Source organism: Paraglaciecola aquimarina (assembly GCF_032464635.1).
GTDB lineage: Bacteria > Pseudomonadota > Gammaproteobacteria > Enterobacterales > Alteromonadaceae > Paraglaciecola > Paraglaciecola aquimarina.
This window is the reverse complement of sequence record NZ_JAWDIO010000002.1, coordinates 2,679,298-2,694,593: the sequence shown is the minus strand read 5'-3', so window position 1 is coordinate 2,694,593 and position 15,296 is coordinate 2,679,298. Positions and strand designations below refer to the sequence as shown.

Genomic DNA, 15,296 nt, shown 5'->3' with positions numbered 1-15,296 from the left:
ATTTTTCGAGTATAGCAAGGCGGATTGCCGTACGTAATAACGTGCTATTGTTAGGCAACCCAACGCCGATAGATACAAAAAGAGCCTAATCCAGGGGTTCGGCTTATCCAGGATCCACGTTATAATAGTATCTCGAACTCTATAAGGCTTGCCCCTACCCCATGGCTCTGATTTCAGCTAAGGCCAATTCTATTTCTTGTTCATTATTAAGTAATGAAGGGGCAAATCGAGCATAACTTGTACGGTACGGGGTGCTACTCATTATTATCCCTTTTTCATGCATGCTTGTTACGACTGTTTCTGGCTTCATACCTTTGACATCAAAACACACTAACCCTGAAGAGAACGCGCTGCTCTGCGGCGTATACAAGGTAACATGGGCCATTTTCCCTAAGCCATTTTTAGTTTGTTGATTTAACTGATGGATCCGGCTTTGTACATTTTCTTTGCCTAATTGCAGATGTAATTTAAAGGCTTCAGGTAATGCCCAGCGGTGTTCAAAAGAATGGAAACCACCCGGCGACATGTGCTCACCTACCGGCACTTGTTCTGGTTTCGCCAAACCCATCCACACATCGTATGAACCACTAAAGCTGGGAATAACCGCTTCTGTTTGCTGCCAGGCTTTGTCATTCCCCCAAATAACCCCGGTACCTCTTGGACCAAACATCCATTTGTGCGTCCCCGCGATAAAAAAATCACAACCAAGCTCACTCACATCTTGATTTTCAATCCCGAACCCATGCACTCCGTCAACACAAAATAAGATCTGTTGAGCGGCTTTACGTTTTTTATTCAGCCGAGCGATTTCATCAGCCATTTCACGAATTGGCAGTTTAACGCCAGTCGAGGAATGGACCCATGTAGCAGCAAAAACCCGAGTGTCGCGATTGATTGCACTTTTTAACCTATCGAGGACGTCCTCAACATTTACGTTTGCTGGATTATCATAAAGGGCAATGCGTTGGATTTTCACACCGCTTCGATTCGCTCTGTGAACCAATGCCATATCGGTTGAATAGTGATCATGAACGGTTTGTAAAATTTCATCGCCGGCGTGCAACTTTAATCCACTATAAACCATGCTAAGTCCCATAGTCGTACTATCGGTTAGGGCGATATTTTCCCCTTTTCCTCCCATGTATTGAGCCGCACTATTTGAAATCTCACTATCAATCGTTAAAAAGTGCTGATGCCAATAGTCAGACGGGTTTTCATCAAGTGCGCGCCGATGTTTTTCTATGGCATCAGCGACGGGTTTTGGATGGGATGCCAACAAAAAAGTCGAAAGCTGTATATAGTCATGGGTCAACGGAAACAATTTTCGTAACCCTTTCCAATCACCAGTTTGAATAGTCGAGCCTTCTCCATTAATGTTTGAAGATTGCACTAAACTAGGGGCCAATATACTTGCCCCCATACCAAAACCTAAACTAGTTAAAAATGCTCGTCGTTCCATTTCTATTTCCTTTTAATTCGATACTGTTTTCGACCAAAAATGTAAATAAACGAAAGCAACAAGTTGTATTAACTGCAGTGACAACTAATATCGTTGATAAACTTACTGTAAGAACAAGGGTAAGTATAGACCAATTTACGTTTCGAGCCTTATGAATAAAATGAGCAATAAAATACAGTTAACCAATTGTTATTGCACAAATTTATTGGTTTAGCGTAGGGCTTACTAATAACAATTAACGTGTTTCGGTTTAGCCCCCATAAACTAATTTATCAGAGCAAAAATCACTACGTACATTCAAAGTCAGATGGCTAACTAAGGCGTTATATATTGATGTTGCGCTTAGATACCGCACCTAATTTGCAGCCTATCTTCCACAACAAAAGCCAATTCCTGCGATAGGCAACACACCCTATGATGAGTGAATTATCATACTGACTCGGTCATAAACAATATTCGTTAAACGAGATAAGTCATAACGGCTTGCGTGTACCTTTCGCTCGAACACCAAAAAGTCAATCGTTTGATTCACTTATTGTATAACACTGACTAAAAGTGCATCATCTAATCATGCGTTCAACACAAAAAGCTCAATCGATAAGCGTAATCACATTTAGAAATTACGCCTTAACTGCATGGAAAACAGGCAATTTAAGCAGTTTTATTTTGCGAGCAGAAATCACACTTTAATGTATAATGCAGCGAAAATTTTCAAGACAATAATCTACAGGTAATTTTAGTATGGTGACTCTTCGGGATATTGCTAAAGCAGCAGGCGTATCAACAAGCGCAGTATCTAGAGCAATTCGTGATCAAGGCAACTACTCTGAAGAAGTCAGAAACAAGATCAAAACACTTGCCTCTGAAATGGGATATAAACCCAACATCAACGCCAGAGCATTGGTAAAAAAGCAATCTGATATTATTGGCTTTATTGTACCAGACGCTTCTCAACCCTTTTACGGTCTAATGTTTAAAGGCGCCTATACCGCCTCTCTTACTACCGAATATAGATTAATGATAAGCAACTATGACAATGATCATAGAACCCTTGATAATGCCGTTGAGTCTTTAAAAGCCGCGGGCTGTCGCAATATTATAATTCATACTTTACATACAGATATTGCTTACCTTAAAAAATTATCTGAAGAGGTACCGGGGTTAGTGGTAATTGGTCGACTAATACCTGAAATTCAAGAGCGTTGCGTTTGGATTGAGAACTTTTACGCGGGCCGTTTAGCGGCAGAACATATGCTAAAAAATGGCCACCATGAACTAGCCGTCGTTTTGCATGACTACGTAAAATTAGATAGTGCTGAGCGCCTACAAGGAATAAAGTATGTTCTTGAAATGCAAGGGGTTAAACTGAAAGATGATAATATTATCTATACCAACTCAGAAGAGGCCGAGGACATAGGAAAGCAATTAGCCCAAAAAGCGTCTGAGCTGTCTGGCGTGATTGCATTCAATGATCAGGTCGCAATTAAAGTAATGAACGGACTGCAAGCTTCAGGCGTTAAGATCCCACAGGACATCTCTGTAATAGGCTTTGACGATTCCATTTTTTGCGAATTATCTTTACCAAGTCTAACCAGTGTAAAATACCCTTGTTATGAGATGGCTTCATACGCTATTCGCCTATCCATCAAGTTTACTAACCATCAGGAATCATTGGATTCACAAGCCAATATGTTTATGCCTTCCCTTATCGAAAGACACTCTGTTTTAAAAGCCTGATAATGAATCAATAATTCCTTTTCGTTGACACATTCATCAACAGTTTGACCTTGAGTAAATATCCATCCCGCCTAGAGTGTTTCGACTAAAAAGCGAATAAAGTTTCAAATAATTTAACAATTTTTCAAAATAAGTTAACAACCATTGGCTTATGAATAGTAATTATAAATCAACCACCTACAGACAGAAATCAATTTTTTAGACACCAAAATCACCTTTTCAATGTTATAAACATCATATCTTTAAATAGATTTTTTCTTTCGACTGTGCAAAACTAAATCAAGAGATCAAACGCTTGACTTAATTTTGACTTGCATTTGACTCAAAACACAATCTAGTTACATCACACTAACTAGGATAATTACTTTAATAATCTAATTACTTGATAATTGTTAATTTGGAGATGTCTTATGACACCTAAATTTAGACTTACTGTAATATCGGCTGCTATTGCCTCAACTTTGTTAGCACCCACAGTAAATGCACAAAACAGCACAAAAGAAGAAAAACAAACAAACGAAAAGGATATAGAAATCATTGAAGTTACCGGCTTCAAGGGATCGTTACGCAAAGCTATCAACTCGAAGAGATTTTCTGACGGAATTGTTGATTCAATTCACGCTGAAGACGTAGGTAAATCAACGGATCAGAATATTGCTGATGCGTTATCCCGTGTAACTGGAGTAACAGTACAGGAGGAAGATGGCGAGGGAACACGTATATCTGTACGTGGTGCAGGCGCAGCGTTAAACCAAATATCTCTAAATGGTGTTGCCATAACTAGCGGACTAAATGGTTCTGATGGCACTGGTTCGTCTGACCAAAGTGTCGATTTAAGTTCATTCTCATCTGACATCCTTGCTTCTATCGACGTCGTTAAAACCCCCTCTGCTGACCATGATGAAGGCTCGCTAGGCGCGAACGTAATTTTGCGCACAGTGAAACCTTTAAACTTATCCAAAGATAGACGATCTGTGGAAGTACAAGGTCGCTACAACGGTTATTCAGATGAATTTGACCGAAAACTCTCCGCCTCAGTTTCTCACAAGATGCTTGATAACTCGGTTGGACTCATTCTAACCATATCTGATGAAACACAAAATACACGCCGTGATCAGTTGGGCGGCAGATGGGATGACGAAATTGGCTTAATCGAAGCCGGACGCGCTCGCGACGCAAAAACCGGTGAAGTGATAGAGTCTGATACATGGGCCTTAGCCCGTACCAATAGCAATATGAGTTTAAATCTCAATGAACGTAACCGTCGTACCGCAAATTTAGGTTTACAGTATCGTCCATATGATTCTACCGATATTCAACTTGATGTTAGTCATACTCAACAAGAAATAAAAACAGATTGGATGAACATCAGCGCCCGAGGTGATATGCCATGGCGCCAGTACAACTCGTCCGAACTTAGACACAGATCCTCAAGAAGATTGGTGGACCGTTGACCAAGAAGCGCATATTCTCACTAAATCACTAGGTCGATATAATAAGGGCGCGCTGGCGCGATCCCTTGGTGGCAAAGAAATAAAAACCTCAATAGCTTCATTGTCTTTAAATCAACAAATTGGTGATTCAATTACATTGGACGTAAAAGGCGGATATTCAAATACCACTGACGACACATTACCAAATGCATCGGTAAGTACAGCAACATGGGCCATAGTAAGTAGTGGGCAATTCTTGGATGTGCCTACAGACAAAATACAACCTGTTGGCTATGACTGCTCGACTGGAAAGTGTACCTTCATATTTGGTGACGATGCAGTTTTAAATGATGCAACGTCCAATACATTAAATGGCAATTATGCCAATACCACCACCAACCCGCTGAACCCCTACTCTATGCACTTGGGTGCGCTTGGTCGGTATGACACCTATGCTGACGATACCAATAAATCCTTATTTATAGACCTAGATTGGGATACTGAATTTGACCACATAACCAAGTTTGAAACTGGGATCAAGTTTTCACAACGTATAAAAGAAGTCCGCCAGAATAAACAGAATATTGAAGGTGAAAGCATAACAGCCTTCGATCCAGAAACAGGATTACCACTTAAATCAGATAATCCTCAAGATGTATTGTTGGTCGATTTCATGTCTAAAGATGCTTTCCCGGTTGATAACTTTATGGAAGGGTTAGTGCCAGATCGTCAGCAGCCCTTTTTAGGTGGCTGGTCAATGATTGATCCGTTTGCCGCATTTGAGGCAGCATTTACTAAGCCTGATGTGCAAATTCGTCCCGACTTATCAGAAAGCCGAAAAGTCACGCAAGATAACGTTTCAGTTTATGCGAAGCTCAATTTTGAAGCCTTCAGTGGTAGATTAACCGGCAACATTGGTGCACGCTATGTGAAAACTAAAGTAGATGCAGATGCTTATACTTCGGTGAAATTTGAATCGCGAAATAACATGTTCACCCCTTATGATTTGGTTTATAAGAAAGGATTAGCCAATTCATCATTGCCAGTATGTAACCCTAGTTTGTTTGAAAGTGGTGGACTTGATCATCAATTCCCTGCAGAGCCAAATTGTTATGACTGGGCATTAACCCACATGCATCAGTGGAGTGACCAAGCTGGTACTACCCCCCACTATGTAATGGAAGATAGGGATGGCGATGGTATTAATGAACGCTATGTGATGTCTGATTGGTTAGCGCCTGATAACGAGATCTACGTGTTGCAAGTCGCCTACAATGATGATGGAACAGTAAGGGATGTGATAAGAAACGAACAGTCAGATGGGCTAGTGGATGGCTACGAATATAGCCAATCTAGAGATTGGTGGATGATTCGACGTTGGCTCGATTTATCTACGTCTGACGCGGTAGGTCAAGAGCTGTTTGGTGAAGACGAGAAATACCTAGCGGCTAACCGCGTAGTACCAACCTCTGATCAAGCTGATAATTCAATTTTATTGCCCAGCTTAAACTTAAACTATGCATTTTCTGAAGAAGTAATTGGCCGTTTTGCGTTATCAAAAACCATGTCTCGCCCAACGTTCGATGACTTACGTCCTCGGGCTAATCTAAATGAAAACCCATGGGGTGACGCTGGATGGGGGAATCGTACCACCACCCAACTACAGCCTTTAGAATCTAAAAACATTGATTTATCGTTTGAGTGGTATTTCAATGATTCAGGGTTATTATCTGTGGCTTTTTTCCGCAAGGATATGAAAAACTTCTTACACTCTATCACTGAGACGTTTTACTATAAAGATATTCGAGAAACTTACGATCTTGGAGACGTCGCGATAAATGAATTGCTCATTGTCCCTGAAGAGGGCATGACACCTAGCAATAGTGACTGTATGCCTGATCGGATGATCCAATCTCAAGTGAAAGATGCTTGGACTTTTGGTTGTCATCCTCTTGATGTCAGTATTAAGCGTAACGGTAAAGGCTCAGTCAATCAGGGGATTGAATTTAACTACAGTCAAAACTACGACTTCTTACCTGAGCATACTATCTGGCTTAGGCGTGAACATTAATTACACCTATGTCGATTCGAAAAATGATCCTGAAAAGTTAATTGCATCAGATGATTATTCCGAACCCTTTCCACAAGCTTGGACGCCTAAACATTCATCCAACTCAACCATATTTTGGCAAGGAAATGGTTTAGAGCTACGTCTGGCTCATCGTTACAACTCTGTTCAGTTAGCATCAGAAACAGCAACAGTATCCGGTGCGGCATGGCAAGACTCTACTAATCGTTTAGATTTTAGTGCGAGTTATAGGCTGAACAAAGATGTTCAATTTACCTTCCATGCACTAAATCTAACTGATGACGTTAGACGCACATTCTACACCAGTACCAAAACACTCATTCCAAGTGGTGCCGTTAATTACGCAGACGATTATACGTCTGATACAAGAGGCGATGTTATCTGGAATGAAGGTAACGCATTAGACGGGAATGTTGATAAAAGTAGAACCATTTCAGAATACAAAACCGGTATTAATTACCGAGTTGGCGTGCGAGTCAACTTTTAACTCATAGCACAGAGGGCATGAACTCAATGCTCTCAATATACAGAGTTTTAGTAAAAGATTTTTGGAGAATTAAAGATGAAATTAACTATGCATAAAGGCGGCCTGCTGCTGTCTTCACTGGCATTGATATTCACTGGATGTAACGACGTCGACGAAGGAAGATCCTTCGGTCTAACCGGCGAACAACCGGTAACATTTACCAGTGATTTAAGTAAAGCAATAGATGAAACCGAAGCAACATCGGAAGTCGAGCTTGATTTTAACAGAGCTTCTATCGATTTAATGGAGGGCGTTGACCTCAATGGCAGTGAAGCCGGCTATGTCCGCCAACTCAACTACCTAGAGGAGTTAACCGCTGAAGATGCCCCAGAAGTAAATAGAGGTTTTTTCTATCAAGAAGACAATGCACTTGTCATCAACACCGACAGATTCGCTCGGAATCTTTCTTTCGGTGAATCAGCCACCTATCACTTTAGCTACATTATAGATAATGGCGCGCCTCTGCCTATTGACGAGGCCACCGGAGAAGTAAAGACTCGTATGGTTTCGGTCACTATCAATGGCATATACGACTCGGTTACTGAAATGAACTTAAGTGTTGGTGAAAATATGAAACTTCCACCAAACGAAAAGATAAAAGTTCAAGTGGTACTCGCGCCATTATGGGCAACCGATCAAGCCGTAACCTTTAGCATTCCTGAAGCAGATTCAGGCATTGCGACAGTAAATGATCAAGGGGAAGTGTCAGGAGTGGCCCTAGGTACCACTACATTGACGATTACGTCAGTGGGTAATCCGGAGTTAGCCCGCACCGTAAATGTTGAAGTTACCGACACATTTGATTCACCTTTTAGTATTGATATTACTCAAAACGAGATAGTCTTACCTGATGCGATTAGTATTCCCGAATGTAACACGGCAGACTTTGGTGCAAACCTTAAACCTCTGGAGAATAACTTTACAGATAATGTTGAGTGGAGCAGCACCAACGAAGCAGTCTTACCGATAGACGTACATGGGGTAATTAATACCACTCAAGGTAGTGCCTCTGGTGGGGCAATTGCAATTACAGCCACCACCACCGCTGATGTTAAAGATACTGTCAGGGTATTCATTCGACCTAACCAAGTTTGTGCTAATGCCGTGCGCTGGCAACAACATTTCGATTCGCAATTTGAATCAAACGTTAACAATAATTGGAAGAAAGAAGGACAGATCGACACTTTAGATTTTACCACTAATGGCGATGGCATTACCGGTGAAGCGCTAAGAGCGACAGTCGCAGGCGAAGGCTGGTCAATGTTCCGTTTCTTAGAATGGAGTGGAGACTACAATGTATTTTCACAAAAATATGGTCAAGGAGACGCTAGTTCAATCGGTCGACGGTTTACTGTTTCTGTTTGGGCGAAAGTCGTCACACGCAGTAATGGGGAGCCAATAACTATTGAACACTTCTTAACACCATGGGGAGTAAATGGAGCAAGTAGTTTCCCTACTTCACGTGAATCTGCTGCGGAATTTACGGCAACCGTACCGGTTAATGACAATCAATGGCAATTAATTGAATTTACAGTAAAACAGCCCGATGATATTAATCAGCCGACCATTTTTACTGTTCCAACAAGTTGGGATCTAACACCTGAGAATACCGAAGATACGCAAGTATTTACTATTATTCCTGAGTTTAGACTGGTTAACACGCAAGCAACGGATGAAATATTATTCGACAATTATTCTATTGTTGAAGTGAATTAGACTTTCTAATGTACCAAAGAGGTGGACGACAAATTGTCCACCTCATTTTATTTATGGAAACTAGCAAATCAATATGAAATATAATCTTCTATGGGCATCTGTTACTACAGCAGTTTTATTTACTACTGCTTGCAATAAACAAATGGACCCATCTACACAAACAACTAACGGCCAAGTTGAAGAGCCGATCTTAGCTGCGGAATATGTCTATGACTTGGAAAAACAAGCTCGGACAAAATTAAACCAGTTGCAAAACTTGATGGCCAGTGCCAAAGAAAAAGATATCGATGTCAGCCGCGAAGAAACCATTGTCTGGCTTTCTGAACAATTTTTAAAATTTGCCAATTGGGATGAAGCCAACCCAAAAGACGTTGAACAAATTTTTGGCTATGAAAAGTATTTCGCCAAAGACAAAAAACGTTTAGCTGCTGAAATACCTGATTTTGAACGAACCAAGGTAATTGAAATTCTAGACAAAGGTATTGATGTGCTTGGTCAGGAAATGCGAGGCGAAATTAAACGCCGTCCGGTTAGAAAAGTAGACTGGCAAAATACAGTGGCTGGCGACAATATGTTCATGAGTAATGGTAAGCCCGCCTTCCCTTATGATTACTTTTCTAAAACCGTTGGTCAGCCATTAACAAACACCGACATCTACAATGATCACCTAGGGGCTATATATCATGGTGGTGAGAACCTATACCCAGTTGACCATGATCGCGCAATAAATTCCTTTTTAGTAAAAGAAGACGGAAGCTTTGATGAAGAGCTTTTGGCTGAACTAACCAACATACCCGACACGAATATCGGTTTTTTAGTCGCTTGGTTAATGGGCATTCCTGAGTGGGTAGAAAATTTAGAGCCTGAAATTCGTAAAGGGCGTTCGTTGTTCACCGGCTTTGATGTAGATAACCCGAGGGCTCGTAAACTGTGGCGTAAAATATTGCGAAAAAGTGCAGAAGTAACGAAAGGAAAAAGAGTTACTGAATTAGGGATCATTTTAGCCAATGAACCTCATTGGTATTCAGAAAAAGGCAGTTGGGCGTATAAACTACAAGAAATGAATGGCATCTCTTCATACACGCTAAACAAATTCCGCGATTGGCTATCATCTAAGTATAACGGTGATATTACTCAGTTAAATACCAATTGGGGCAAGTCATTTGCAAGTTTCACTGATGTCGATATTGAAATACCAATAAGCAAAGCGCTAAAAGGTCAACCGATTTGGTACGACTGGATGCGATACAACATGGACCGAGGTATTGATTGGTTTGAATTCATGCAATCTGAATTACACGCTGTTAACCCTGAATTAGACACGCACGTCAAAATTGTCGCGCCTTCATTCTTGGGTGACGCTCGCACAGGGGGTATTGATGTTGAAGCCTTAAGCGCTCTAACAACCATGGTAGGCCATGATGCAAAATCTTATGGCGGTAAGAGTATTAACCCGCATAAGAAAACTGGAGATTGGTTAACTAAATACCCATATGACTGGCAAAGTGTCAGTATGTTCCACGACTTTATGGAATCTGTTGCCCCCGATAAGATTAATATCAACTCAGAATCTCACTTTTTATCCTCTGTTCATTGGAAAGACCTAGACCCACGTACAAGTTATATCCGCAGTGTCTATTGGCTTGCAACCCTAAGTGGTATGGACGCTAATATGGCATGGTTTTGGGCACGGGATCCAGATGGCTCGCCAGAAGATCGCTTAGAAGGTGAATTAAACTTTTTTGACCCCGCTTTAGCCGCTTCTTTTGCAGGCTCTAATAATATGCAACCTCACATCACTAACGAAGTGACACAAGTGATGTATGACCTGAATAGCTTTTCAGAAGAAGTGGTTGCTCTGCGAGAGCAGCGCCGCCCTATTCGATTGTTTTACTCTGAAACCACGGCGATTAATACCGACCTCTATATGACTAAAAATAAAAAGTTATATGAAGCGCTATTCTTCAATGGGACACCTTTGGGCTACGTAACAAACAACATCATCAATACACAAGATAACAGTCTTTGGGATACGGTTGTGGTTTACAACAACCCCTATGTTACCGACGATGAATTTGCGACATTACAAACCTACTTGAATAAAGGTGGGAGCGTCATTCTAGACAATTCCGAAGCCTTAAGCCTCAACGAATACGGTGAAAAACGGCTTGAGAAATTAACCGCAGGTAAAGGCAGGTTAACGGTTTTAGGCACCAGTGACATCGCTAAGATTACACATGCAGCCATTGCTGAGGTGAAGGAAAGCAGCCGACCTGCAGTGATTATTTCAGAAGAAAATGGTAATGACTATAAAACCACTATGTGGCGGACCGTCTCGAAAAAACTAGGATCTTATCTGGTGAATGTGTACAACTTAGGGTACACCCCTGCCAAGCTAAATATTTCGTTAGCTAATGGTAAATCGTTTACGGTTAAGGACTTAACAACGAGTAACGCGCTAGGGGCAAATATTGAGTTAGCTTCAGAAGGCGTACTGTTATTAGAAGTAAAGGTGAAATAATTCACCTCAACTAAAGAATAAAGCATCGAAGTAAATCAATACTTTGATGCTTTTCTTAAAATATCTAACCCATTGAGATAGAACATCCCCCAGTACATCCCTACTCTAGCACTGCTTAAATTTAGTTTAAAATTTTTAATACCAATGGAGATAATTGTGAATAAAAACAGACCTAAAATTCTCTTAATAAGCTGCTTAACCTTATGCATGCTTGCGTGTTCAAATAATGTAGAAGATCGAGCTTTATTAACCACTCTTGCCCATTCAAACGCCATAACTTTACCTGCCAGTGAATTGGAGCAGCAAGCCCGAGAGAAAATGAATACCCTTCAAACGATGATGAGCCAAGCCAAAAAAGTAGGAATTGATGTTACTCGCGAAGAAACCACCTTATGGTTCTCTGAGCAGTTTTTAACCTTTGCCAATTGGGATGAATCCAACCCTAAAGCAATTGAGCGGCTTTTTGGTTACGAAAAATACTATGCCAATGAAAAGCAACGTTTAGCAGTCGAATTACCTGATTTTGAGCGAACGAAGGTGATTGAAATCCTAAACCAAGGAATTAATACGCTAGGCCAAGAAATGCGCGGCGAAATTAAACGACGGCCTGTACGAAAAGTTGATTGGCAAAATACTGCTGCTGGCAACAACATTTTGGTGAATAAAGGAAAACCTGTTTTCCCTTATGACTATTTTTCCAAAACGGTCGGCCAACCATTAACGAATACTGAACTTTATAACGATCACATTGGAGCTATGCATTCACGTTCGCTCAATTCATTTCTCATCAATCAAGACAGTAGCCTCAATAAAAAGCAATTAAGTAAACTCACCAATATCCCAGATACCAATATTGGTTTTGTCATGTCTTGGCTAATGGGTATCCCTGATTGGCTTGAAAAACAAGAGCCTGAAATTTATAAAGGACGCTCACTATTTACCGGATTTGATATCGACAACCCAAGAGCACGAAAACATTGGGGAGAAATTCTACGTAACGGCGCAAAAATACTTAAAGATAAAAAAGTAGCTGAACTGGGCGTGATCCTTGCCAATGAACCTCATTGGTATTCAGAAAAAGGCAGTTGGGCGTATAAACTACAAGAAATGAATGGCATCTCTTCATACACGCTAAACAAATTCCGCGATTGGCTATCATCTAAGTATAACGGTGATATTACTCAGTTAAATACCAATTGGGGCAAGTCATTTGCAAGTTTCACTGATGTCGATATTGAAATACCAATAAGCAAAGCGCTAAAAGGTCAACCGATTTGGTACGACTGGATGCGATACAACATGGACCGAGGTATTGATTGGTTTGAATTCATGCAATCTGAATTACACGCTGTTAACCCTGAATTAGACACGCACATCAAAATTGTCGCGCCTTCATTCTTGGGTGACGCTCGCACAGGGGGTATTGATGTTGAAGCCTTAAGCACTTTAACAACCATGGTAGGCCATGATGCAAAATCTTATGGCGGTAAGAGTATTAACCCGCATAAGAAAACTGGAGATTGGTTAACTAAATACCCATATGACTGGCAAAGTGTCAGTATGTTTCACGACTTTATGGAATCTGTTGCCCCCGATAAGATTAATATCAACTCAGAATCTCACTTTTTATCCTCTGTTCATTGGAAAGACCTAGACCCACGTACAAGTTATATCCGCAGTGTTTATTGGCTGGCAACCCTAAGTGGTATGGACGCTAATATGGCATGGTTTTGGGCGCGAGATCCAGACGGCTCACCAGAAGATCGGTTAGAAGGAGCGTTAAAGTTCTTTGACCCCGCTTTAGCTGCTTCCTTTGCAGGCTCTAATAATATGCAGCCACATATTAGCAACGAATACACACAGGTAATGTATGACCTGAATAGCTTTTCAGAAGAAATAGTGGCATTACGTGAACAGCGCCGCCCTATTCGCATGTTTTATTCAGAAACAACGGCGATTAACATTGATCATTACATGACTAAAAATAAAAAGTTATATGAAGCCATATTTTTTAACGGCACACCTTTAGGTTATGTCACCGAAAACATCATAAAAACCCAAGACAACAGCCTTTGGGATACGGTTGTAGTTTACAACAATACACATGTCACAGATGCTGAATTTACCACATTACAAACCTATTTAGATAACGGCGGAAACGTCATTTTAGACAATTCCGAAGCCTTAAGCCTCAACGAATACGGTGAGAAACGTCAGAAAAAATTGACGGCAAGCAAAGGCAAGCTAACCATTTTAGGTACCAAGGACATTACTAAAATTAGCCAAGCAGCACTGGCTGAAGTAAAAAAGAGCGGCCAACCTAAAGTATTGGTTTCCGCAGAAAATGGCACGGACCACAAAACGGTTATGTGGCGTGTGGTGCCACATAAATCAGACTCTTACTTAGTTAATATTTACAACTTGGGTTACAACCCAGCCAAACTCAATATTGCGTTAGCTGACGGTCAATCCTTCAAGGTAAAAGATTTAATCACGAGTAACGAGTTAGGCGCTGAATTCAAGTTAGCTTCAGAAGGCGTGTTATTACTTGAAATAACGGCCCAGTAAATTAAATGTTTTATAATAAATCAGGGATAGGCGTTATTGTTGTTCGAATAAGCCTATCTTCTTATACTTGATTGATAACGTGAATAATAAACGAAAGGTGCAGCTAAGACGGCCAATGGAAACACTATGCTAGATTTAATATTTAAGCTGTGTGATTCATAGACATCATTTCACTTTTCGTAGTTAAAGATCACGCTGATAATTCGATAGCTGAATGCGTTCAGTTTCATAATTAGCGTGAACGTCTTCCCAAAGCGGTGTTTGTTCAAGGCGTTCACATACAATACCCATTGGCGTTTTACCTTTGAATGAGCCGTGAGCGCGTTGCCAATTGTAGTAATGTTGCCACTCAGGTAACGCTTCATATTTGAGTTCTTCCAAACTCAAATTAACGGTCGAATAAAACTCTTCTTTGTCGGTTCTTTGTGACCTTTAAATTTTGCCATTTAAGTGAGGTGAGCCTGGCTTATTGGGGCGAAATTTAATGCCATGCTCCATCAATTTGCGCTGTACTTTTTCAGCAAAAAATTCAGTTCCCCGATCAGTTTGAACTCGCTGTATTGGAAATGGTATTTCCTGTATTACCTTATCGATGAAGGTATGAGTATTTGCTACCGTTCTGCGTTTGAAGACGTCCAAAACGCGATATCTAGAGCAATCATCAACAGCGGTATACTGATAAATTCCTGATGCAATTTTACATGTATCCATCTGAGCTCGGTCACCTATGGAATAGGTCTTTGATATCGAATGAAGTCTATTTTTTTCCGCTGAAAAACTACTGGTTTTACTTCATGTTTGGTCAGCACTTTATGAATTAAAGCAAGCGATAGTGAACGTTATGCTCGCGAACAAGCTCATTTTGAATTCTTCTAGCACCAAGCTTTCTGCCTTCTCTGAGGCTGAGAATCCCCTCTTCAATTCGATTATTAATTTTAGTGTTTGGAGAGCTGTGCGGGCGTCTAGAAAGGTCCTGGAGGCCGTCTGGGCCTTATTCTCTGTATCGCGTATACCACTTTCGAAGGGTGGGTACTGGATATTCCAAACCGACGGCAAACTAGGCCCGCATTATTGGTTTCTTAGTAAGTTCAATCCACTTTAAACGCTGTTTAATTTCTTTGTTCATAGCGAACTATGTATATTGAAATGATGTCTATGAATCACACAACAATACCACCACCAATTATCAAATCGACAATTTCATCCTCCCTTAACATCCATCGGAGCTTTATTCTTCTATCATGAAC

8 protein-coding genes and 1 pseudogene are annotated in these 15,296 nt (G+C 40.8%); 7 read left to right on the top strand and 2 right to left on the bottom strand.

The window, feature by feature from the left end; all coding sequences use genetic code 11:
* Window positions 1–154: 154 nt before the first annotated feature.
* Window positions 155–1,459 carry an aminotransferase class V-fold PLP-dependent enzyme gene (locus RS130_RS13365; RefSeq protein ID WP_316026354.1) on the bottom strand — a complete coding sequence of 435 codons (1,305 nt, stop codon included), beginning with the start codon at window positions 1,457–1,459 and terminating at the stop codon, window positions 155–157.
* A gap of 741 nt (window positions 1,460–2,200) precedes the next feature.
* Between RS130_RS13365 and RS130_RS13360 the strand changes: the two genes are divergently transcribed.
* The 7 genes from RS130_RS13360 to RS130_RS13330 all read left to right on the top strand — a co-directional run bounded on the left by RS130_RS13360 (window position 2,201) and on the right by RS130_RS13330 (window position 14,049).
* Window positions 2,201–3,196: a LacI family DNA-binding transcriptional regulator gene (locus RS130_RS13360; protein WP_316026353.1), complete on the top strand. Its 996-nt coding sequence runs from the start codon at window positions 2,201–2,203 to the stop codon at window positions 3,194–3,196.
* Window positions 3,197–3,606: 410 nt separating this feature from the next.
* Window positions 3,607–4,650, top strand: a complete 1,044-nt coding sequence (locus RS130_RS13355) for a TonB-dependent receptor plug domain-containing protein (protein WP_316026352.1) — start codon at window positions 3,607–3,609, stop codon at window positions 4,648–4,650.
* Window positions 4,577–6,700, top strand: a complete 2,124-nt coding sequence (locus RS130_RS13350; RefSeq protein ID WP_316026351.1) for a TonB-dependent receptor domain-containing protein — start codon at window positions 4,577–4,579, stop codon at window positions 6,698–6,700. The genes RS130_RS13355 and RS130_RS13350 overlap by 74 nt, the downstream gene beginning before the upstream one ends.
* Complete coding sequence (locus RS130_RS13345; protein ID WP_428982777.1) at window positions 6,690–7,205, top strand: TonB-dependent receptor domain-containing protein; 516 nt, start codon at window positions 6,690–6,692, stop codon at window positions 7,203–7,205. Before RS130_RS13350 ends, RS130_RS13345 begins: the two co-directional genes overlap by 11 nt.
* A gap of 75 nt (window positions 7,206–7,280) precedes the next feature.
* Window positions 7,281–8,960 (top strand): Ig-like domain-containing protein, encoded by a 1,680-nt coding sequence (locus RS130_RS13340; protein WP_316026349.1) that lies wholly within the window; start codon window positions 7,281–7,283, stop codon window positions 8,958–8,960.
* A gap of 73 nt (window positions 8,961–9,033) precedes the next feature.
* Window positions 9,034–11,481, top strand: coding sequence for a beta-galactosidase (locus tag RS130_RS13335; RefSeq protein WP_316026348.1), 2,448 nt, complete (start codon window positions 9,034–9,036; stop codon window positions 11,479–11,481).
* A 156-nt stretch (window positions 11,482–11,637) separates the two neighbouring features.
* The gene (locus tag RS130_RS13330; protein WP_316026347.1) at window positions 11,638–14,049 is read left to right on the top strand and encodes a beta-galactosidase; all 2,412 of its coding nucleotides are present in this window, start codon (window positions 11,638–11,640) and stop codon (window positions 14,047–14,049) included.
* A 183-nt stretch (window positions 14,050–14,232) separates the two neighbouring features.
* Here RS130_RS13330 and RS130_RS13325 read toward each other — a convergent pair.
* A pseudogene (locus RS130_RS13325) lies at window positions 14,233–15,175 on the bottom strand (IS481 family transposase).
* Window positions 15,176–15,296: the final 121 nt, after the last annotated feature.

Excerpts from the sequence above, each read along its gene's own strand:
- RS130_RS13365 (WP_316026354.1), bottom strand. The coding sequence starts at position 1,459 with ATGGAACGACGAGCATTTTTAACTAGTTTAGGTTTTGGTATGGGGGCA.
- RS130_RS13360 (WP_316026353.1), top strand. The coding sequence starts at position 2,201 with ATGGTGACTCTTCGGGATATTGCTAAAGCAGCAGGCGTATCAACAAGC.
- RS130_RS13355 (WP_316026352.1), top strand. The coding sequence starts at position 3,607 with ATGACACCTAAATTTAGACTTACTGTAATATCGGCTGCTATTGCCTCA.
- RS130_RS13340 (WP_316026349.1), top strand. The coding sequence starts at position 7,281 with ATGAAATTAACTATGCATAAAGGCGGCCTGCTGCTGTCTTCACTGGCA.
- RS130_RS13335 (WP_316026348.1), top strand. The coding sequence starts at position 9,034 with ATGAAATATAATCTTCTATGGGCATCTGTTACTACAGCAGTTTTATTT.